Consider the following 21,262-nt stretch of genomic DNA (forward strand, 5'->3'; position numbering starts at 1 on the left):
CGACTCCGGTTAACACCATCATTCTGAGGGACGACCGCCCCGCTGCCAATCGAGCACGCGAGCGCGCTCATCGACAGCGCCGTAGCGAGCGTGCGGCTCGCTCCGGTCGGCCCGTTACCCCATCTACCGACGACCGATCGACTATTCGAACCAAGCCGCCATCAGCTTCTTGAAGCTGCCATCCTCGGTCTCAATATGCAGCCACTGATCGACGAAGGCTTTCAGCGCCATGTCGCGCTGCAGCCAGTAGGCCTTCTCGGCGAAGTCGAACGGCTTGTCCGGATGGACCGAGCACAGCACACCGGGATGCAGCTTCTGCTGGTAGCGGGTCTCGGAGGCGTCGGTGATCATCAGGTCGGCATCGCCTTTGGCGATCTCGTCGAAGATGGTGACGTTGTCGCCATAGACCTTGATGTCGGCATGCTTGATATGGGCGCGCGCGAAGCGCTCGTTGGTGCCGCCGGGATTGGTGATCACCCGCGTGCCTGGCTGGTCTATCGTATCGAGCGTCTGGTATTTGGCCATATCGTTGCAACGGGTGATCGGCGTCTTGCCTTCGCGCATGATCGGCATCGAGAAGTAGCCCTTCTTCTGCCGGTCGAGCGTGATCGAGACGCCGCCCATCGCGATGTCGAACTTGTCGGCCTCGAAATCCTTCATCAATTGCGGCCAGGCGGTGTGGACATATTCGACCTTGACACCGAGCGCCTTGCCGAGTGCCTCGGCCATGTCGACGTCGAAGCCGGAGAACTTGTCGTTGGTCTTGTCGAAATAGGAGAACGGCTTGTAGTCGCCGGTCATGCCGACCCGTAAGCTCCCGCGTGTGATGATCTCATCGAGGCGGCTGGACGGCTGCTCGGCCGGGGCCGCGGAGATCGCGACGACCGACGCGATCAGGCCGGCGAAAAGCGAAATGCTGCACTTGCGAATTTTCATTTTTTTGGGTCTCGTTGTCGCTCCCTGAGGTCGTGTCTATACGAGGCGATCGAACGAGGCGAGCGCAAGGAGCAGGTAATCCATGAGCATTTCGATGATGCAGGCGTCGGTCGAGGTCTTCGTTCCGTATCTTGGAAATCTGGCCGCGCTGCTCGACCGTGCCGCCGAGCATGCCGAGCATCGCAGGATCGACCCTGCCGTCCTGCTTAACATGCGGATCGCGCCTAACATGTTCAATCTGGCGCGACAGGTCTGTGAGGCCAACCGACACGTGATGCTGGGCTGCGCGCTGCTGGCGGGCCAGCCCACGCCGGCCGTGCTGGAGAGCGAGGCCGATATGGCCGAGCTGAAACGGCGGATCGGCGCCACGATCGACTACATCAAGGGCTTGCCGGAAGCTGCGATCGAGGCGAGTGCGGAGCGCGAGGTGGTGTTCGCCTTCAGGAACGGAGCGACGCGGGCTTTCACGGGCCGCTCACTGCTGCTCACGTTCACGCTGCCGCAGTTCTTCTTCCATGTCACCACAGCCTACGACATCATGCGGCATGCCGGAGTCGAGTTGATCAAGAAGGATTTTCTCGGACAGCTGCGCTAGCGTAGCAGATTGACGCCGGGTTACCGCTGTCGCGGAACGGGCAGGGCGGCTATTTGTCGTCTCCGCCGGAAGCGCGGATCGGCGCTGGGGGGCGTTGGCCGGTCATCTCGTTCTTCAACGCCTGGAAGCGCTCCTGCGCCTCTCGCGCGCGATCGTCGACGAACTGGATCGCTGCTTCACCGCTCATCGGGCCGCTGACGAGCGGCACCGAGCCGGCGGCGACGGTTTCGTCGACATAATAGCCGTCCTCGCCATGCCGGACCGTCCATTTGAAGCGGAGCGCAGCCATCGGCCCCGGACCGGTCTTGCAATAGCCGGCAGCCTCGACAAGGGGCTTTGGGATTGGCTTGACTTCGCCTGCGGCGGGCTTGGCGTCTGCCGCAGCCTCGGCGGATGTCGGCTTGGTCGTCTCCCGCGTCCCTCCCGGCGGCGCCAGGATGCTCTCAATGGTTGCAAGCGCATGATCGGTCGCAATACTCATCAGCAACTGCCCCCTTCATGCCTACGCGCGCAAATGACTATTCCAATGCTCATAGTTGTAACGATATTCCCATCGGTTGTGCAAGGATCGCTTGAGAAAAGCAGGGATTGCGACCGCGCGTTGCGGCTTCGCCCCACCACGAAATGACAGACCGCAAATGCGCAGCGCTGCAGTTTGTTCCTCAACGAGCATGAAAAAGGGCGGCCTTGCGGGCCGCCCTGCGGTCTCAGGCACGCGAATTTTTGCGCCTAACGCTCTGACTCTGCTGTGAAACCGATCGGTCAGAGCACGTCATGATTGATCACATTCGGCCGGATCGGCTCGCCATCGAGGACGCTCAGGATGTTGCGCGCGGTCTGCTCGCTCATCCGGTCGACGGCCTCGCGGGTGACGCCGGCGACATGCGGGGCCATGATCACGTTCGGCAGGGCATGCAGCGCTGCACCGACCGGAGGGGGCTCCTGCTCGAACACGTCGAGACCGGCGCCGGCGATCCGGCCGGAGACCAGGGCATCGAGCAGCGCCGTCTCGTCGACCAGGCCGCCGCGCGCGGTGTTGATCAGATAGGCGGTCGGCTTCATCAGCTTGATTCGCGCCGCGTCGAACAGGCCGACCGTCTCCGGCGTCTTCGGACAGTGGATGGTGACGAAATCGGCACGCGGCAGCGCAAGGTCGAGGTCCGCCACTGGCTCGCAGCCGGCCGCCTTGATCTCGGCGGCCGTCTTGTAGGGATCATAGACCAGAACCTGCATCTCCATGGCCTGGCAGCGCTTGGCGGTGCGGGTGCCGATGCGGCCGAAGCCGACGATCAGGACGGTCTTGCCGTAGAGGTCGAACGGCAACGCGCCGAGGCGGGTGGCCCAGGTGCCGTCCTTGATCATGGCATGCATCTCGGCGGCGCGCTTGGCCAGCCACAGCATCATGAACAGCGCCTGTTCGGCCACTGAGGGCGAGTTCGCCGTGCCCGCGGTCAACAACGGCACCTTGCGACGGCTCAGAGCCGGTACGTCGACGGCGTCATAACCGACGCCGATCCGAGTCACGACCTTCATGTCCCCGGAGGAGTCGAGCTCGGGCTCGCCGAAGCGGGTGGCTCCCAGCGCCACGCCATGGACCGGCGCATGCGCCTTCAACATGGCGTTGAAATCCGGAGCCGAGATCATGTTGGGGAACTCGACCATCTCGACGTCGTCACGCACGGCGAGCAGCGCGCGCCCGGACGGAGACAATGTTTCGGTAATGAAGACCTTCTTCTTATTGGTTGCCGCTGTCATTTCCTGCCCTTGACCACATTTTCTTCGGCGCGCCCATCAGATAACGGCGCCTGTGGTCTCGTTTAGCAGGTGCATGTTATTGAGGTCCATCGCCAATCTGAGCGGGGCACCGTCGCGCGCGCCGGCGCCGGGATTGACGCGACCACAGACCTGGACGGCGTCAAGCGTAAAGTAGACCAGCGTCTCCATGCCCATCGGCTCGGTGACGTCGAGCACGGCATCGAACAGTTCGATGCCCGGCTCGCGATGCGGCCGCGCCTCCGTGATGTGCTCGGGACGGATGCCGAGCAGCAGGCCGTCGGTCCGGGGCGCCGCTCGATACCGCGCTGCACGCGCCGGCGGCAGCGGGAAAGCGAGGCGGTCGGTGAGGCGAATGCTAAGCGTGCCGCCGGTATCCTCCAGGCGGCAGGGAATGAAGTTCATCGCGGGCGAGCCGATGAAGCCGGCGACGAAGCGGGTGGCCGGGTTGTGATAGAGATCGTTGGGCGTGCCGATCTGCTCGATGCGGCCCTTGTTCATCACCACGACGCGGTCGGCCAGAGTCATCGCCTCGACCTGGTCATGGGTGACATAGACCGTGGTCGTCCGCACCTTCTGGTGCACCTTCTTGATCTCGATCCGCATCTGCACCCGCAGCTTGGCGTCGAGATTGGAGAGCGGCTCGTCGAACAGGAACACCTTTGGGTTGCGCACGATGGCGCGGCCCATCGCCACCCGCTGGCGCTGGCCGCCGGACAATTGCTTCGGCTTGCGGTCGACCAGATCGGCGATGTCGAGCATGCGCGCGGCTTCCGCCACCCGGCTCGTGATCTCCGCCTTCGGATAATGCTTCAGGCGCAGCCCGAACGACATGTTCTCCGCAACCGTCATGTGCGGGTACAACGCGTAGTTCTGGAACACCATCGCGATATCGCGGTCCTTCGGCGGCACGTCGTTGACGACGTCGCCACCGATCATGATGTCGCCGTCGGAAATATCTTCCAGCCCCGCGATCATCCGCAAGGTCGTCGACTTGCCGCAGCCGGACGGGCCGACCAGCACGACGAATTCATGGTCTGAGATCTCGAGGTCGATGCCCCTGACAGCCTCGACGTCGTCGTAACGCTTCACCACCCTGCGCAAGCTTACGTCAGCCATGACCCATCAACCCTTCGTCGCGCCGGCGGTGAGGCCGGCAATGTAATAGTCCATCAGGAACGCGTAGATGATCAGCGGCGGCGCGGCGCCGAGCAGTGCGCCGGTCATGATCTGTCCCCAATTGAAGACGTCGCCCTTGATCAAGGTCGTGACGATGCCGACCGGCAGCACCAGCTGGTCGGTCGAGGTCGTGAACACCATCGGATAGAGAAACTGGGACCACGACACCGTGAAGGCGAAGATGGTCGCCGCGATCAGGCCTGGCAGGGCGACAGGGATGAAGATGCGGGTCAGTGTCTGCAGCCAGGATGCGCCGTCGATGATGGCGGCTTCATCCAGTTCCTTCGGAATCGAGGCGAAGTAGCCGATCATGATCCAGGTGCAGAACGGCACGGTCAGCGTCGGATAGATGAAAAGCAGCACGTACCAGCGATTGATGAGCTGGATTCCGGTCCAGTCGCCGATCACCGCAAACATCTTGAACAGCGGCAGGAACAAGAGCGAATCGGGGATCAGGTAGGTCAGGAACACGCCGGTCGCGAGCGTCGCCGAGCCCCAGAATTTCATCCGCGACAGCGCGAACGCCGCCGGCACGCTGATCAGCATGGTGATGACGACGACAAAGACGGAGACCATCGCCGAATTGAGGAAGAAGCGGAGATACTGGCTCGAGCCCAGCAGCTCCTTGTAGTTCGAGAGCGTGGGATGAAAAACCCACCACGGATTCGTCGCTGCCGAAATCTCGGCGCTGCTCTTCAGCGAGGTGATGACCATGTAGAGCGGCGGCGTCAGCGCCATGATCGAAAACAGGATGAGGAAGAAATAAGACCAGCGCAGCGCCCAAGCACGGTCGCGGCTGATGCTGCCGTGCTTGACCTGGCGGGATGGGCCGGCCTTGTCGATTGCGAGCGTGCTCATCAGGCTTCGTTCCCCCGTTTGGTGACGTCGCGCAGGATGAAGATGGCCGCGATGGCGAGGATCGGGAACATGAAGAGCGAGACGCTGGCGCCGAGCGGGATGTCACCGCTTTCGATGCCGAGCTTGAAGGCCCAGGTCGCGAACAGATGGGTGTGATCGAGCGGACCGCCCGAGGTCAGGATGCGCACGATGTCGAAATTGGCGAAGGTAACGATCAGCGAGAACAGCGTGGTGATGGCGATGATGTTGCGCATCATCGGCAAGGTCACGAACCAGATGCGCTGCCACCAATTGGCGCCGTCGATCGCGGCGGCTTCATAGAGCTGCTCGGGGACGGATTTGAGCGCCGCCAGATACATGATCAGGAAGAACGGGGCGCCGTACCAGACATTGACGAGAATGACGGAGAAGCGTGCCCAATTCGCATCGCCAAGCCACGGCACCGGACCGATGCCGAACAGCGACAGCGTGTAGTTGAAGGCGCTGTAAGAGGGATCGAACAGCCACAGCCATGCCAAGGTGCTCATCGCCGGCGGGATCACCCAGGGCACCAGCAGCATGCCGCGCCATCTGCGCTGCTTGTTGGCCGGGACGTTGTGGACGAAATGCGCAACGATGAAGCCGAGCAGCACCTTGAAGAACACCGCCGTGAGCGCAAAGATGCAGGATTGCTTCACGACCAGCCAGAAGGTGTCGCGCTTGAACAGGAAGATGAAGTTGCCGAAGCCGACGAACTTGTGCATCGACTTGTTCAAGGTCGCCAGATGCAGCGAATAGAGCGCGGGGTAGACCACGAGGATGCCGATCAGCAGGATCAACGGCAGCGTCATCAGGAACGCTGTCGTCGATTTGCGCTTGAGGGCGGTCTTTAGCCCTGATTTCCGCGCGGCCGGCCGTGCGGGGGCGATGCGGTTCGGTTGAACGGCAACATCAACCATGGCGCAGGTTCCTTAAGCTTTAGGAGCGAGAGGGCGAACAACGGCAGGTCCAGTTGCTGCGGCCCGTGTAGCGGGCCGCAGCAAGCAGTTCAGGTCGACCTAGCTGCGCAGGAAGCCCTCGCATTCGCCTTCAGCCCAGGCGAGCGTGTCCTCCATCTTCTCACCCTGGGCGTAGCGCAGGCACATCTTGGTTTGCGTAGCCTGGAAATAGATCTGCTGCGCGATCTTGGGCGGCGCCGGCGCGGCTGCGATCGACATCACCTGCTGCTTGTAGGGATCGGGATAGTGGAACAGGGTGCCCTTCGGCGGCTCCGCTTCGGCCCAAACCTTGAGGGTCGTCAGCTTCTCGAAAGCGGGAAGGTCGTACCCGCCACTGGCGTTGACCATCTTCTCGATCGAGGACGGCTTCGAGAGATGAACCAGCAGGCTCTTGGCCGCCTCCTTGTTCTTGGAGAAGGTCCAGATCGACCAGAAAAACGGCAGGAAGGGTGCGAAGCGCCCCTTTGGTCCGACCGGGAAACCGTGGGTCCAGCATTGCTCGGCCACCTGCGGCGCGTCGCGCTTGGCGACCGCCCAGGCGCTCGGCGGGTTCATGATCATCGCGCCCTTGCCTGCGACCAGCCATTTGTTGTTCGAGGCGTCGTCCCAGGCTGCGACATCGGGCGGCAGGAAGGCAATCAGCCGCTTGTAGTAGTCGAGCACCTGCCTGACCTCGTCCGTCTTGACCGTGACGTTGCCCTTGGCGTCGACGAGCTGGGCGCCGAAAGCCCGAAAGAACGCGCCAGCCGCATCCACGTTGTCGCTGGTCTCGCCGAGGCCGATGCCAAAGGGATAGCCACCCTTGTGGCAGGCTTCCGCCGCTTTCAGGAATGCATCCGTGGTCCAGTTGTCAGCCTTTGGCGGCGCGCCTGCCGGGTACATCTCCTGCACATCGATCCCGGCATATTTCTTCATCAGGTCGATGCGCGAGCAGGGGCCCTTGATCTGGCTGCCGACGCAGGCCGGAACGCCCATCCATTTACCGTCGAGTTGGCCGAGATATTTGACGGTGTCGTTGACCTCGCCGTTCTCCTTGATGATGGGGTCCATGATGTCGTTCAAGGGTTCCATCAACTCGGAGTTGGAATGGCACCACCAGGTCGGCATCTGGAAGATGTCGTGGCCGGATTGCGCCTGCGCTTCCGCCGCGATTGTCACCAGGTTCTTGTTGCCCTGGCTTGTGATGTAGTCGATCTCGACGTCGACCTTTTCCTTCTCGCCCCATTCCTTGCATAGCTCAGTGGAGGCGCTGTTGGCACCCGGCACCCAATGATCCCAGAAGCCGATCGAGACTTTTCCGGCGGCATAGGCGCCGCGCACATAGGGGGCGGTAATTAGTGCGGCCGAGGTGGCGGCAGTGGCAGCAACGAACTGACGACGAGTAAGCTTCCTCCGTGACATGGCGTTCCCTCCCTGGTGGGCCAAACGGATAGCAATCCCCGGAAATCCCGTTCTTTATTTTGTTGCGTCGCAGGGCAACCGGCCATGCGCAGATTTCTCTGGAGTGATCAGAGCAGAAATGTTTTGCCCTGTCGAGAAACGACACACGTTTGTCATCTCAAACTAATTGCCTGAGAAAAAAGTCTATGGCTGGCTTTGCCAGGCAATTTGCATGGTCGCTATTGCGTCGCACTCGGCGAAGCAGGGTGGCGCGCCGGAGCGCCACGCTCCGCCTGACTCAACCGGCGTCGCGCAGTGATGCGTTTGCCCGACATGGACTTGCGCGGCGCGACAACGCTAGAAATAGAGACAGAACACGAGTCGCGCTCTTCTGGTCTGCTTGCAAAACCGCGATCGATCCAATCTCAATTTCTGATGGAGGTCCTGTTCATGCACATTCTCCGCACGACATCGCGGACTTGGCCGCGCCTGTGCGTCGCAATAGGCGCGACGCTCATCCTGGCCTGGTGCATCAGTGGTCCGCGACAGGTTGCCGCGCAGGGATTGATCAAGGGAGTCGAGCAGGGCGCGCGTGAGGGCAACAAGGCGGCCGGACCGGTCGGCGGCGTGCTCGGCGGCGCGATCGGCGGCGTGGTCGGGGTGGTCACCGGCGTGGCTGGGACGTTCGCGCCACCGAGTAACAACACCACAAGCAACTCCGCCAACGGCGCCAACCCAAGTCAGGCCCCCCAGATCGCACCAGATCCGAACGAGAAGAAATCAAAGAGTGCGAAGGGGAAGGCAACCAAGCTTACCAAGGCAGCGGTGCCTCCGGCGTCGCCGGCCATGCTGACCCAGCAAGGCGTGCCGGAGCTGACCGCCGACCAGATCGTCGCGAACAGTGACGCCAATATCGAGCGCATCAAGAAGGAACTCAATCTGACGGCAGATCAGGAGAAGAACTGGGGATCGTTCGCGACCGCTATGCACAATCTGGGTCATAACGGCGCCGATCGCCTCAACCTGCGCATTGCGCGCGCCAAGCGCGACCCGCCCGATGACATCGTCGAGCAGATGCGCAACGAGGCCCAGTTCCTGGTCGATCGGGCCGCGGATCAGCGCAATGTCGCCGATTCCGCCGATCCGCTGTTTGCCACGCTGGACGACAAGCAGAAGCAGCTGTTCATCGACGAGATGGTCCGCCTCAGCCATGAGCGCGGGCTGGATTAGGGGCTTGACCGGATTTGCCTGGACGACATTCCGCGCAGGGAGAGGTCGTCATCTCTGCGCGGAAGGCTATCGGATAGCGCGCTGCACTAACAAAGTGCAGCGTTCGCCCATCATCAGGCCTTCGGAAAGTTCAGCTCCACGCCGATGCCGTCCGGATCGTAGAGAAAGATCTGGGTGTCGCCGGTGCGCGGCACGATCTGCTCGCGGAAGCTGACATTGCCCGCCTTCAGCCGGTCGCGGACATCAGCGACGTCGGTGGCTGCAAACGCGATGTGGTCCAGCCGCCCGGTATCCTCGTATTTCTTCTCGGTGCCGCGCACCACGATGCCGTCGCGCGGCTTGCGCGCGCCCATCAGGTGCACCGTGGCGATCCCGCCGGAATAGAGCCAGTAGCCGGGAAAATCGAGCGGCGGCCGCTCGCCGACCTCAAGCCCGAGCATGTCGACATAGAACGACTTGGTGCGCTCGAGATCGGATGGTTCGATGGTGAAGTGCTGCAATGGTCCCAAAGGCATTCCGTGGTTCTCCTGTGAACGACTATCAGGCCTGGCGCACCTGCGTGGTGGACAGCGCCGGCGCCGCGTTGAGATCGCGGTCGATGTCCTCGATCGACTTGCCCTTGGTCTCCAGACCAAAGAAGAAGTAGACGATCCCGGCCATCAGGAACCAGCAGCCGAGATAGAGGAAGGCCAGCGGGATCTGTGGCAGCGGCACATCGGGTTTCAGGTAATTGTTCGAGCCGACGATCAGGGCGAGGCCGACCGGTCCGATGATCTTGCCGATGCCGCCAAAGCCGTAGGCCGATCCCATGCCCGACGTCCGCAGATGCGAAGGCCAGACCTCGGCGGCATAGGGCCCGACGAGGGCAAAGCCGCCATCGGCGAAGAAGAACGCGACGGCCAGGATCAGCCAGAACGCCGACACGCCCATCAATTCCGTGTCGTAGTTGATGCCGGCAAGGATCGTGAGCAGGCCGGCGCCAAGGCCGAGCAGGCCGCCGGCGTTACGACGTCCGATCCATTCGGCCAGGAACGAGAACGATATCCGCCCGATGAAGCCGAAGACGGTGAGCAGGATCATCATCTTGGCGGCCTTTTGCGGGGTGACCTTCAGCAACAGCACGAATAAGGACGGCGCCCACAGGGTGATGCCATAGACGCCGGTCTGCGCGCCGGCATTGCCGAGCCAGGAGACCAGCAGGCTGCGCGGATATTTGAACAGGTCGAGCCAGTTGCTGGTCACCGGCGGACCGGCATCGGCCGCCGTCGGCAACGGCAGCGACGATGGCGGCACCTGCAGCGCCCAGGCGAGTGAGTTGCGCGCATCCTCATAGCGGCCCTGGCGGCAGAGCCAGCGCGGGCTCTCCGGCACCCAGAGGCGGATCAGCAGCACCAGGATCGCAGGCAGCACGCCGACGGCAAACAACAGCCGCCACTGGTCACTCCCCACGAAGGCGCCGAGCACCGCGCCGAGGCCGACGCCGAGGGGGATGACGCAGGTGACGAGGCCGCCGACCCAGCCGCGTTTTGATGACGGCATGAACTCCTGAACCAGCGGCAGGTCGACGCAGTACAAACCGCCAACCCCGGTTCCGACGAAGAACCGCATCACCGCCAGATAGATCCAGCCATTGTCGGGAGTGAAATAGAGCAGGCCGGTGGCGATGGAGAAGTTGAGCACGGTGCCGATGAACACCACGCGCCGGCCGATCCGGTCGGCGAGCCAGCCCCAGGCAAAGGCGCCGATGATCGCGCCGATCCCGGAACTCATCAGGACGGTGGCTGACTGCCCGAACGTCAGCTTCCACGGGCCGATCAGGAATGCGAGCACGAAGCCGATCAGGAAATAATCGAAGAACTCCAAGGCGTCGCCGATAATCGCGGCGATCAGGATCTTGAGCTGGTTGTGGGACAGGCTGGTGCGACGATCGAGCTCCTCGAACATGGCGGTTCCCCCGGCGCATGTTCGTTGTTGTCGCGATGGACCGATCAGGCGTCGCGCCTACACCCGACCGCTGATGGAAGCTACTCCCACGATGGCCGCGACGGCAAGACAGCCGCAGGGTGAGATCAGGCATGCGCCGGTGAGACGCTTTGCGCGCCGCAGCAATGGCGGTACAGGTCGCTTCCGGATCAGGGCTGGCCGGGCGCCCATAGCAGCGCCAGGTGCTGCCCCTCGGCGATCTGTGCCCGCGACATCTTCGAGGCCACTGCGTTGCGCAGCCTGATGAAGTACTCGCGCTCGTGGATCGAGGCGCGCGCCGCGGCAAGGTTGAGCCATTTGTAAGCCAGCACGAAGTCCTGCGGGACACCGTGGCCCTTGTCGTACATCAGGCCGAGCATACTCTGGCCGAACGGATTGCCGCAGATCGCGGCCTGCCGGTACAGATCGGCCGCAGCGTCATAGGCCTGTGGCGCGCCATAGCCGTTCTCATACATGAAGCCGAGAAAGGATTGTGCGCGCGCGTTGCCGTGCAGCGCCAGCGGCGTCAGGATACGCACGGCGGCGAGATAGTCTTGCCGCGCATAGGCGGCGGACGCGCGCGCCACGCCATCGGCACGGGCGCTTGCGGTCGGACCGAACAGGGCGGCGAGCACGACCAGCCCCGCAACGCCCACCGACAAGCGCAAGTTGGAACGGCACATCGGCATTAGCGCCTCACCGGACCGTTCGCATGTTGAGATCGTCCGTGCTGGCGCCGACGCTGCCGCGCAGCTTCGAGCGCAGCTCCTCGGCGATGTGATGGGCGTCGGTACCGTTGCGGATGATCTGCGGCCGGATGAAGATGATCAGCTCGGTCCGCGTGCCGGTCTTGTTCTGATGCGAGAAGGCATCACCCAAGCCCTGGATCTCGTCAAGGATCGGAATGCCATTGCGGGCGCCGCTCTGCTGCTCGCTGATCAGGCCGGCCAGGAGCACGGTCTGCCCGGATGCCACCGAGAGCGAACTCTTGACCTTGCGTTCCGAGACGGTCGGCGTCAGGCTTGCCGCGCTTCCCGGCGCGACGTTGCTGATCTCCTGCTCGACATCGAGCCGGACGTTGCCGTTGACGTTGATGCGCGGCGAGACCCGCAGGATGATGCCGGTGTTGCGATAGTCGATGGTATTGACCACCGTGTTGCTGGTGGTGAGCACCGTCGCGCTGCCGGTCGAGACCGGGACGGAATCGCCGACCTGGAGGGTGGCGACCTGGTTGTTGATCACGACCAGCGACGGGTTGGACAGCACCTTGACGCTGGTAACCGCGTGCAGCGCGTCGAGAATGGCAGCAGGGTTCGCGTCCGAGCCGATCAGGAAATTGAAACCCGGGAAGGCGCGGCTGATCACCGCGCTGGTGACCGCCGACACGACGTTGCCGGCGGCATCCGTCGTCGTGCTTGTCGTCGGGCCCGACGTCGACTGGCTGTTGGTGATCGAGCCCTGGTTGGGCTTCAGGCCGAGCTGCTTGCTGGTGATGTAGGTCTGGACGCCATAGCTGAGTTCGTTGGTCAGCGTGACCTCGGCGATGGTGGCGTCGATCGCGACCTGGAGCGGCGCCTGATCGAGCTGGGCGAGGGTGTTCTCGATGATTTTGTAGTTCGCCTGGTCGGCATAAATCAGCAGCGAGTTGTTGACGACGTCAGGCGTGATCCGCACGCCCTGCATCAGCGGCTGTCCACCGCCTCCACCGCCACCGCGCGTGCTGTCGAGCGCGCCGCCGCCGGCAACAGCTTGATTGGCATTGCCCGGTGACTGTTGTCCAAGGCCGCCCGCACCTCCCATGATGCCGCCCGCCGGCCGGGCGCCGCCAAAGCCGCCCGACTGCGACGATGTGGAGGCCGAGTTGCTGTTGAGCGAAAGCCGGTCGGCGCTCGATGTCGACGACGAGCCGGAGCCCGGTGCGAGCTGGCTGTCAGAATTGTCGAGCGAGGACGAGGAGCCGCCGACGAACATGTCGTTCAGGACGCGCGCGATCTGCTTAGCCTCGCCGAATTTGACTTGATAGACGTGGACGCTGTTGCGGGTGGAATCCTCGCGATCGAGCCGCTTGATCCAGTTGGCGGCGGTCTGCAACAGGGCCGGCTTGCGGCTGACGACCATGATCGCGTTGAGCCGGCTCACCGGCTGAAACTTGAGCACCCCCTGGCTGAGCCCGGCCTCACCGGAATCCAAGATCTTTTCGAGCTCGGCAACGAGCGGCTCGGGCGCGCTGTTGTTGAGCGGGTAGATGCCGACGGACTGGCCGCGCATCCAGTCAACGTCGAAGCTCATGGCAGTCTCGACCGCATTGCGGCGTTCGGGGCCGGTGCCCTGGATCAGCAGCAGATTGCGCGTTGAATCGGCGCGAACCGTGCCGGGCTTGGTCGCAAAGGAATCCATCAACTTCAGGATGCTCTGCGCCGAGACATATTGTAATGGCACGACCGAGACGCCGTAGCCGGGCTCGGGGTTGCCGGCGACCGCATCCACACGGCCGGCGCCGACCGCGTCGCCGAGCGGGGTCAGCCGGTAGCCGGTGGTATCGTGCACCAGCACCACGCCGTTCAGCCGCAGCGCGTTCTCCAGCACGAACACAATGTACGATTTCGGCACCGGCCGCACCGAGACCAGGCTGACCGTACCCTGCACGCGCGGATCGATGGTGTAGCCGGTGGCAAGAATGTCGCCGAGCACCACCTTCGCCACCGTCGCGACCGGCGTGTTCTCGAAGTTGAGATCGTAGCCGCCGCCGCTCGCCGGCGTCGGAGCTATGCGCGCATCGGCGACGTCGGTGATCTCTGTCCCTTCATAGACGGCGGCGCGGCCACGCTGGCCGATCTCGGTACGGCCGCCACCAATGCCGTCGGCCTGCTTCGGCAGGATGTCGAGGGAGCGGATCTTGTCGAGCGGATCCACGTCCGCGGGCGCGGCGGTGTTGATTGTTGCTGAATTGCAAGAACTCAACACGGCGGCGACGCCGAGCGCGGCCGCGAGCAAGCATGTACGATGGACTAGTGCTGTCCAGGACCGGCGTCGAATGCCGCTACTCACCATAACCTACGCCGATCCAACTAAACGTCATTCGCGAATCGTGCACAGGGCCGACCCATGAAGCGCCCTCCCTAGCTCCCCAACACGACAGTAATTACGCCAATAAAATTAGCTGGCTTTCTACTTGCTGTTGGTCAGGATAGCGTATGCAATCGGCCATTGACAGTGCAAACTTTTCGTACAACTGTCATGGTCCCGTTCGATAAGCAAGGCGCTCGCGGTGTGCGGTCACGTTCGGCCGCGACATTTACACATGCCACGAGAATTGCGACTGGAAGACGCATGACGGGTCCGCAGCCATCGCAGTTTGTCGAGCATCTTCGCCAATCGGGCCATCTCAGGTCGATGGAAGCCGCTGGTCGAACCGAGGCGGGTGCGTCGGACTCCGCATCGTCAGGCGCTGCGCGCGGGCAGAATACGTCCAGCAAGCTGTGGGAATTGACGGACCTGTCGGCGAATGAATTCGCCGATGAAGCGGCCCGCTTCTATGGCTGCGAGCGCGTCTCATTGCAGGAGCTTCTCGCAGGCGCGTCATTGGCTGAGGCATTTGCGCCACGGTTCCTGCGCGAGACGCTGGTCTATCCTTACCGCTCGGCCGACGCGAGCATGGTGCTCGCGGTTGCCGACCCGTCTGACCAGGCGACGCAGCGTGCGGCCGAGATCGTGCTCGGTCCGGAGATTGCACTCGCCATCGCCTCGTTCGAAGACCTCGCCGTCGTGCTCGATCGGCGGCTGGCCGACGAGAGCACCGCTGAGGAGAGCGGTCGCGACGGACTGCCGGAGCTGCGCGACGACGACATCGAAAGTTTGCGCGATCTTGCCAGCGGCGCGCCGGTGGTGCGTGCGGTCAACGATCTCATGGAAAAGGCCATCGAGCTCAGGGCCAGCGACATCCATATCGAGCCGTTCCTGAGCGGGTTGGTGGTGCGGATGCGGATCGACGGCCTGCTGCGGCCCGTCGTGGCGCCGGCCGGCGTGCTGCCGCAGGCCGTGATCTCGCGCATCAAGATCATTGCCAGCCTCAACATTGCCGAGCGCCGTCTGCCGCAGGACGGTGCAGCGCGGCTGCGCGCCGGCCGCAGCGAGATCGATATCCGCGTGGCCATCATGCCGACCCAGCATGGCGAGTCCGCGGTGATCCGCCTGCTGCCGAAGGATCGGAATCTGCTGGTCGTCGACAAGCTCGGCTTCTCGGTGTCCGACGAGACCCGGCTGCGGCGATTGCTCAAGCTGCCGCATGGCATGATCGTCATCACCGGGCCGACCGGCAGCGGCAAGACCACGACGCTCGCGACCATCCTGTCGATCCTGAACGAGCCCTCGCGCAAGATCCTGACCATCGAGGATCCGGTGGAATACGAGATCGCCGGCGTCAATCAGTCCCAGGTCAAGCCGTCCATCGGACTGACTTTCGCAACCGCGCTACGCTCCTTCGTCCGTCAGGACCCCGACGTGATCATGGTCGGTGAGGTCCGCGACTCTGAGACCGCCCATGTCGCCATTCACGCGGCGCTGACCGGCCATCTCGTGCTGACCACCTTGCATACGGAAACGGCGGCGGCGGCGCTGCCGCGTCTGCTCGATCTCGGCGTCGAAGCCTATCTGTTGCGCTCGACCCTGCGCGCGGTGATCGCACAGCGCCTGGTGCGGCAGCTCTGCGAACGTTGCAAAACGAAAACGGCTCTGACCGCCGACGATTTCAGCGAAGACCCCCGCCTGGCCGCACTCGGCTTCCGCGTCGGCGAGGGCCTCTATTCTCCCTGTGGCTGCGAGCGCTGCGGCGGCAGCGGATACCGCGGACGGCTTGGCGTGTTCGAGGTGCTCGAACTCGACAACGAATTACGCAGCCTGATCGGGGAGCGCACCGACGGCCACAAGATCGATCAGGCTGCCATCAACGCCGGCATGACGACGATGCTGGACGATGGCATCGCCAAGTGCCGCGCCGGGCTGACGTCGCCTGCGGAGATCCTCCGTGTCACGACCACGCGCTGAGGTGAAGAGGTGCCAAACTTCCGCTACCGCGCGCTGACGCAAAATGGCGAGATCGTGCACGGCACACTCTCGGCGCCGAGCGCGCGCGAGGTGGCGGCGCGCATCGAATATCTCAAGCTGCTGCCGATCGAGACCATCGAGGAGAAGAAGAAGGCCGCCTCGGGCTCGTTCGGCCTCGGCATGCTCAATCAGCCCAGTTCCGCCGAAGTCACCACCTTCACGCGCGACCTCGCGTTGCTGCTCAAGGCCGGCGCGCGGCTTGACGATGCGCTCGAACTGCTGGCCGCGGACGCCGATGTCGGCCGGCTGCGTCCGGTGGTGGGCAAGCTGCGCGCGGCGCTGCTCTCGGGCGAGAACTTTGCCGACGCAGTCGCCGCGCATCCGGCGCTGTTTCCGGCGATGTATGTCGCGCTGGTCCGGGTCGGCGATGTCTCCGGCACGCTCGATCAGGTGCTGGAGGCGATCGGCGCGGAACGGGCGCGGTCCGAGCAGATGCGCCGCAAGCTGACCGATGCGATGCAATATCCCGCCGTCGTGCTGGTGGCGGCCGGCGGCGTGATGCTGTTCTTCCTCCTGTTCGTGCTGCCGCTGGCAGCGGCGGCGCTGATCGCTGCGATATGGTGGCTGCTGCGCCGGCCGGGTGCGCGGTCGGCGATTGTGGGAGCGGCCGCGCGCGTGCCGGGACTGGCCGGCATCTTCCAGTTTTACCGCACCACTCTTTTTTGCCGGAACCTCGGCGTGCTGCTCGGCAGCGGCGTCAGCCTGACCGGCACTTTGCGAATCCTGGTCGACATCATGGCGGTGACGGGCAACGCGGCCGGCTGGTCGGCCGCCGCCGACCGCGTCCGGCACGGCGGCAAGCTGTCGGATGCCTTGTCGGCCGATAGCAGCCTGCCGCCGATGGCGCTGCGCATGCTGCGCCTCGGCGAGGAGACCGGGCAATTGCCAGTTCTCGCCGGGCGTGTCGCCGAGTTCTACGAAGCCAGGCTGCAGCGCAGCCTCGACCGCATCGTCGGCATCATCGGGCCGCTGGCCATCGTCACCATCAGCACCGTCGTCGGCGGCCTGATCGTCTCGGTCATGACGGCGCTGCTGTCAGTCACCCAACTCGTCGGATGAATGAGGATCCAATGGCACGGAAAACGGTCGCGCAGGGCAGGCGGCATATCGATCGCGCAAGCGAGCAGGGGTTCACGCTGGTCGAGATGCTGGTGGTGATCACGATCATCGGCCTGATCATGGGACTGATCGGCCCCCGCGTGCTGAACTATCTCAGCGAGTCCAAGGTGAAGGCGGCGAAGATCCAGATGCAGAGCTTCGCCAGTGCGCTCGATCTCTACAATCTCGATACCGGCCGTTACCCATCGGCGTCCGAGGGCCTGGCGGCGTTGGTGCAGCCGACGGCCGGCGTCGCCGCCTGGAACGGTCCCTATCTGAAGGGCGCCGCGTTGCCCAATGATCCCTGGAACCATCCTTATCTCTACCGCGTGCCGGGCGAGCACAATCCCTACGACATCATGTCGCTCGGCTCCGACGGGCAGGAGGGCGGCAGCGGCGCTGCTGCCGACCTGTCGCTCGACGCGATCAACACGGCGAAGAACTAAATGGAGCGCAACGGCCAGCAGGGCTTTACGCTGTTGGAGATGGTCTGCGTGATCGCGATCATCGCCCTAGTGGCGACGGTGCTGCTGCCGTTGGTGCCGCATCAGACCTCCAGGGCGCGGCTGCAGGCCTACGCGTTGCAGGCGGCCACGCTGCTCAAGAGCGACCGCAACGCCGCGATCCGGCGCGGCGTCGATGTCACCACGCTGATCGACCCGCATGCGCGGGCGATCCGTTCTGGGGCCAGCCGTGACACGCTGCAGATCCCCGATGACGTGCGCTTCGACGCGTTGTTGCCGCAGCGCTGTCACCAGCGCGTATCGCTGTCGGTGATCAGCTTTTTTCCCGACGGCATGTCATGCGGCGGCGCGATCGCGCTGAGCCGCCTGGATACGGCCTATGAGATCCGCGTCAACTGGCTGACCGGCAGGATAGAGATCAACCCCCGTGCGCCGCTTGCCAACTGACCGCCGCGACGCCGGCTTCACCATCATCGAGGTGCTGGTTGCGCTGGCGATCGTCGCCGTATCGGTCGTGGCGATCGGACGGTTGATGTCGACCAACGCGCGCGGCGTGCGCAAGCTGGAAGACCACGTCGCGCTGGTGCAGAGCGCGCAGACGGTGATGTCGACGGATATTCCGGATCGCAGCAAGCTCGAGCCCGGGCGGCTGACGGGACGGAATGGAGATACGCGCTGGCAGATCGATATCGGTCCGGTCGGCAGCGACTGGATCGTCGACAAGGACGACGTCAAATGGATTCCAGAGCTCGTCAAGCTGCGTGTCCGCGACGCCACCGGCGCGACGCTCGATTTGGAAACCGTCCGCCTGATGCCTAAGCCGAAGCAATGAGCAGCCGTCGTCCTATTCAACGTCACGGCGAGCAGGGCTTTACCCTGATCGAAACCCTGGTAGCGCTGGCGCTGACCGGGCTCGTGCTGTCGGCGCTCGCCACCATTACCGCGCAATGGCTGCCGAGCTGGAACCACGGCATCGACCGGATCCAGCGCAGCGAGCTGGTCGGGATCGCGATGCAGCGCATGGCCGCCGATCTCGCCGCGGCCGAATTCGTTCCGGCCGGAGGAAAGGCCGCTAATGGCGAGCGGCCCAAGCCCCTGTTCGATGGCTCGGCATTCTCGGTCACCTTCGTGCGCACGGCGATCGGTCCCAATGTCGGCCCCGGTCTCGACGTCGTCAGGATCGGAGAGACGTCAGATCACGGCCGGCTCGTGACCGTTCGCTCCCGCGCGTTATTCACCCCGTTACCGCCCGGCAGTTCGCTGCTGGAGCAGGTGCATACCAGCGATCCGGTGGTGCTGCTGACGCCGCCGATGCGTCTGTCGTTTGCCTATGCTGGTCCCGACCGGGTTTTCCGCGACACTTGGCGCGACAACGACAAGCTGCCGTCGGTCATCCGGCTGACGGTGAGGGAGGCGGGCAGCGGGCGCATTTTGTCGGTGTCAACAGCGACGCCGGTCCATGTCAACGCACCGGCGGTGCCGTCGGATGACGAGAAGGGCGCGCAGCCGCCCAATGACGGCAAGCCGAACGCATCGCAAACCCAGCCGAAGGAGCTGTGATGGGCGCGATCTCCCGCCGCTATAAAGCCTTCGGATCCGAGCGCGGCTTCGTGCTGGTTGCCGTGCTGTGGCTGCTGGCGGCGCTGGCGGCACTGGCGGCGATCTTTTCGGCTTTCCTGGCGAACTCGGCGCGCGCGATCGCGGTCAACGACAATGCCTTGCAGACTGAAGCACTGGTCTCGGCGGCGGTCGAGCTGACGGCCTATCAGCTCGGCCTGTCCGGCGACAAGCGTCCGTCGCTCGGCGCATTCCATACCCGCCTGAACGGTGCCGAGATATCGGTCAGCTTCGTTGCGGAAAGCGCGCGCATCGACCTCAACCATGCGCAGAAGCCGCTGCTGGCCGGATTGCTGACCGTGCTCGGTGCCGCGCCGGAGCGGGCCAACGATTATGCCGACCGGATCATCGGCTGGCGCACCGAAGGGACGCCGGGTGCCGCTGGCGGCGAGGATGCGCTTTATCGCGCCGCGGGCCTGACCTATGGTCCGCGGCTCGGCCCTTTCGCACATGTCGACGAGCTCAGCCTGGTGCTGGGGCTACCGCCCGCGCTGGTCGAGCGCGCGCTGCCTTACGTGACCGTGTTCAGCGGTTTGAACGGGATCGATGCCGCCAACGCGCCTCCCGAGGTGATCGCGGGGTTGCCGGGAATGACCCCGCTCATTCTCAAGCAATTCCTCGACGACCGTGCCAATCTTGGCAATGATGCCGAGGCGATCAAGCGCGCACTGGGCAGTGCCGCAGCGAGTGCCAGCGCGGACAAATGCGACGCCTATCGCATTCTGGTCCGGCTGCGCCTGCGCAATGGCTGGCAAACGGCCTCCGAGGTGGTGATCGGGCTGGGGCGCGACGAAAAAACGCCTTATCATGTGCTGGCCTGGCACGACGGCGCCGTGGCGCGCGGAAGGGAATCTTGACGGCAATGTGGGCCGAGCTGAAAGAGCTGTTCGCAACCTGGATCACGGCCGTGGCTGCGGCGATCGAGATGCTGCTGGCGCGTGTTGCGCCGCGCCGGCGCGTGCGGCTGCAGGAAGCCTCGTCCGGCGGCTTCACGGCGAGCCTTTCCGTGCGGGCGAAAGGCGCGATGCTGCAGCCGATCTCGTTTCATCTGGTGCAGGGGCACATCGAGCCGCGGCTGTCGCCGCAATGGCTGGCCGCGCTGCGCGGCAGCCAGCTCGAGATCGTCATGCAATCGGACCAGGTGCTGTTTCGGACGCTCGACTTTCCGAAACAGGCGGCGGCGTTCCTCGACGGCATGGTACGGGCGCAGATCGATCGCGTGACGCCGTGGCCGGTCGAGGAGGTCGTCTATGGCCTCAGCGCTCCGGAGCCGGTGGCGCATGACCGCATCGCACTGACTCTCGCCGCGACGTCGAAAGCGAAGATCAAGCCGCTGATCGATCTGGCCGGCAGTCTCAGCGCCGCCTCGGTAACAGGCCTCGTCACTGCGCCTGAGGCCGCGTCTGCTATGCCGGTCCGTCTGTTCGAGTGGCATCTTGGAAGGAACAAGGCTGCCGTCGACGTGCCGCGCCTGCTGCGCCGGCTGATGCTCGGCACCGGGTTCGCGGCCGCGGCGATACTTGCGATCGCGTCCTATGTCGACAGCGCCCTGGATGCGCAGCAGCAGGAGCTGCAGCAGCAGGTCGCAAAGCGGCGCGCTGCGCTGCGGCTCAATCAAGGCGCGAGCTCGGCCGAGATCCTGCTGGCGAAGCGCAAGCAGACCTCGCCGTCGACCGTGATGGCGCTGGAGTCGCTGTCGCGCACGCTGCCCGACACGACCTACGTGACGGAGCTGCGCGTGGAAGGCGACAAGCTGCAGGTCGTCGGCCTGTCGCGCGATGCGCCGTCGCTGATCCGGCTTCTGGAGCAGTCGCCGCAGTTCAACCGCGCCACCTTCTTCGCACCGACCACGCGATCGCCTGAAGAGTCCGGTGAACGCTTTCATATCGAGGCGCATGTGACACCGTATTTCGGGTCCGGATCATGAACCAGAATGCGACCTTGGTCAGGGTGCTCGCCAGGCCGCTGCCTGCGGCAGCGGCTTATCTTGGCGTGATGACCGTTCTGCTGTTCGTCATCGTCAGCTCCGCCACCGACATGTTGGGACGCCGCTCGGCCGTTGCGGCCACCGCGGCGATGCTCGAGCAGTT

21 protein-coding genes are annotated in these 21,262 nt (G+C 64.2%); 10 read left to right on the plus strand and 11 right to left on the minus strand.

From position 1 onward, the window contains the following. Positions 1–141: 141 nt before the first annotated feature. On the minus strand, positions 142–936 hold the full coding sequence (locus WA702_RS13515) for a transporter substrate-binding domain-containing protein (protein WP_425111030.1): 795 nt from the start codon (positions 934–936) through the stop codon (positions 142–144). Between the two features lie 82 nt (positions 937–1,018). Between WA702_RS13515 and WA702_RS13520 the strand changes: the two genes are divergently transcribed. Then, complete coding sequence (locus WA702_RS13520; protein WP_425111031.1) at positions 1,019–1,531, plus strand: DUF1993 domain-containing protein; 513 nt, start codon at positions 1,019–1,021, stop codon at positions 1,529–1,531. Between the two features lie 49 nt (positions 1,532–1,580). On the opposite strand, the gene WA702_RS13525 is transcribed toward WA702_RS13520, so the two are convergent. The 6 genes from WA702_RS13525 to WA702_RS13550 form a co-directional block, all read right to left on the minus strand. After that, a complete protein-coding gene (locus WA702_RS13525; RefSeq protein WP_425111032.1) occupies positions 1,581–2,012 on the minus strand; it encodes a hypothetical protein in 432 nt (143 codons plus the stop codon). A 281-nt stretch (positions 2,013–2,293) separates the two neighbouring features. Beyond that, positions 2,294–3,286, minus strand: coding sequence for a hydroxyacid dehydrogenase (locus tag WA702_RS13530; RefSeq protein WP_425111033.1), 993 nt, complete (start codon positions 3,284–3,286; stop codon positions 2,294–2,296). Between the two features lie 36 nt (positions 3,287–3,322). Further along, positions 3,323–4,423 carry an ABC transporter ATP-binding protein gene (locus WA702_RS13535; protein ID WP_425111034.1) on the minus strand — a complete coding sequence of 367 codons (1,101 nt, stop codon included), beginning with the start codon at positions 4,421–4,423 and terminating at the stop codon, positions 3,323–3,325. Between the two features lie 6 nt (positions 4,424–4,429). Further along, positions 4,430–5,341 (minus strand): carbohydrate ABC transporter permease, encoded by a 912-nt coding sequence (locus WA702_RS13540; protein ID WP_425111035.1) that lies wholly within the window; start codon positions 5,339–5,341, stop codon positions 4,430–4,432. Next, complete coding sequence (locus tag WA702_RS13545; RefSeq protein WP_425111036.1) at positions 5,341–6,279, minus strand: carbohydrate ABC transporter permease; 939 nt, start codon at positions 6,277–6,279, stop codon at positions 5,341–5,343. Before WA702_RS13545 ends, WA702_RS13540 begins: the two co-directional genes overlap by 1 nt. 99 nt (positions 6,280–6,378) lie before the next feature. Next, positions 6,379–7,719, minus strand: a complete 1,341-nt coding sequence (locus WA702_RS13550; protein ID WP_425111037.1) for an ABC transporter substrate-binding protein — start codon at positions 7,717–7,719, stop codon at positions 6,379–6,381. Between the two features lie 429 nt (positions 7,720–8,148). On the opposite strand from WA702_RS13550, the gene WA702_RS13555 reads away from it, so the two are divergent. Next, positions 8,149–8,928: a Spy/CpxP family protein refolding chaperone gene (locus tag WA702_RS13555; protein ID WP_425111050.1), complete on the plus strand. Its 780-nt coding sequence runs from the start codon at positions 8,149–8,151 to the stop codon at positions 8,926–8,928. A gap of 113 nt (positions 8,929–9,041) precedes the next feature. Here WA702_RS13555 and WA702_RS13560 read toward each other — a convergent pair whose 3' ends face one another. The 4 genes from WA702_RS13560 to gspD form a co-directional block, all read right to left on the minus strand. Further along, complete coding sequence (locus tag WA702_RS13560; RefSeq protein ID WP_425111038.1) at positions 9,042–9,443, minus strand: VOC family protein; 402 nt, start codon at positions 9,441–9,443, stop codon at positions 9,042–9,044. 25 nt (positions 9,444–9,468) lie between these two features. Next, on the minus strand, positions 9,469–10,872 hold the full coding sequence (locus tag WA702_RS13565) for an MFS transporter (RefSeq protein WP_425111039.1): 1,404 nt from the start codon (positions 10,870–10,872) through the stop codon (positions 9,469–9,471). A gap of 188 nt (positions 10,873–11,060) precedes the next feature. After that, positions 11,061–11,573 (minus strand): tetratricopeptide repeat protein, encoded by a 513-nt coding sequence (locus WA702_RS13570; RefSeq protein ID WP_425111040.1) that lies wholly within the window; start codon positions 11,571–11,573, stop codon positions 11,061–11,063. Positions 11,574–11,586: 13 nt separating this feature from the next. Then, positions 11,587–13,941, minus strand: a complete 2,355-nt coding sequence (gene gspD, locus WA702_RS13575) for a type II secretion system secretin GspD (RefSeq protein ID WP_425111041.1) — start codon at positions 13,939–13,941, stop codon at positions 11,587–11,589. 279 nt (positions 13,942–14,220) lie between these two features. On the opposite strand from gspD, the gene WA702_RS13580 reads away from it, so the two are divergent. From WA702_RS13580 to WA702_RS13615, 8 genes are read left to right on the plus strand one after another with little or no spacing between them, the layout of a single operon-like run. Continuing rightward, the gene (locus tag WA702_RS13580; protein ID WP_425111042.1) at positions 14,221–15,933 is read left to right on the plus strand and encodes a GspE/PulE family protein; all 1,713 of its coding nucleotides are present in this window, start codon (positions 14,221–14,223) and stop codon (positions 15,931–15,933) included. Between the two features lie 9 nt (positions 15,934–15,942). After that, positions 15,943–17,052, plus strand: coding sequence for a type II secretion system F family protein (locus WA702_RS13585; RefSeq protein WP_425111043.1), 1,110 nt, complete (start codon positions 15,943–15,945; stop codon positions 17,050–17,052). Between the two features lie 11 nt (positions 17,053–17,063). Then, positions 17,064–17,537, plus strand: coding sequence for a type II secretion system major pseudopilin GspG (gene gspG, locus WA702_RS13590; RefSeq protein ID WP_425111044.1), 474 nt, complete (start codon positions 17,064–17,066; stop codon positions 17,535–17,537). Further along, positions 17,538–18,002 (plus strand): pilus assembly FimT family protein, encoded by a 465-nt coding sequence (locus WA702_RS13595; protein WP_425111045.1) that lies wholly within the window; start codon positions 17,538–17,540, stop codon positions 18,000–18,002. It abuts the gene before it with no gap. After that, positions 17,983–18,387, plus strand: coding sequence for a PulJ/GspJ family protein (locus tag WA702_RS13600; protein WP_425111046.1), 405 nt, complete (start codon positions 17,983–17,985; stop codon positions 18,385–18,387). The genes WA702_RS13595 and WA702_RS13600 overlap by 20 nt, the downstream gene beginning before the upstream one ends. Next, the gene (locus WA702_RS13605; RefSeq protein WP_425111047.1) at positions 18,384–19,115 is read left to right on the plus strand and encodes a PulJ/GspJ family protein; all 732 of its coding nucleotides are present in this window, start codon (positions 18,384–18,386) and stop codon (positions 19,113–19,115) included. Before WA702_RS13600 ends, WA702_RS13605 begins: the two co-directional genes overlap by 4 nt. Continuing rightward, the gene (locus WA702_RS13610) at positions 19,115–20,029 is read left to right on the plus strand and encodes a general secretion pathway protein GspK (RefSeq protein WP_425111048.1); all 915 of its coding nucleotides are present in this window, start codon (positions 19,115–19,117) and stop codon (positions 20,027–20,029) included. The genes WA702_RS13605 and WA702_RS13610 overlap by 1 nt, the downstream gene beginning before the upstream one ends. A 5-nt stretch (positions 20,030–20,034) precedes the next feature. Continuing rightward, the gene (locus tag WA702_RS13615) at positions 20,035–21,099 is read left to right on the plus strand and encodes a PilN domain-containing protein (protein WP_425111051.1); all 1,065 of its coding nucleotides are present in this window, start codon (positions 20,035–20,037) and stop codon (positions 21,097–21,099) included. Positions 21,100–21,262: the final 163 nt, after the last annotated feature.

The sequence above is a fragment of the Bradyrhizobium sp. genome (genome assembly GCF_049798375.1).
Taxonomy (GTDB): domain Bacteria; phylum Pseudomonadota; class Alphaproteobacteria; order Rhizobiales; family Xanthobacteraceae; genus Bradyrhizobium.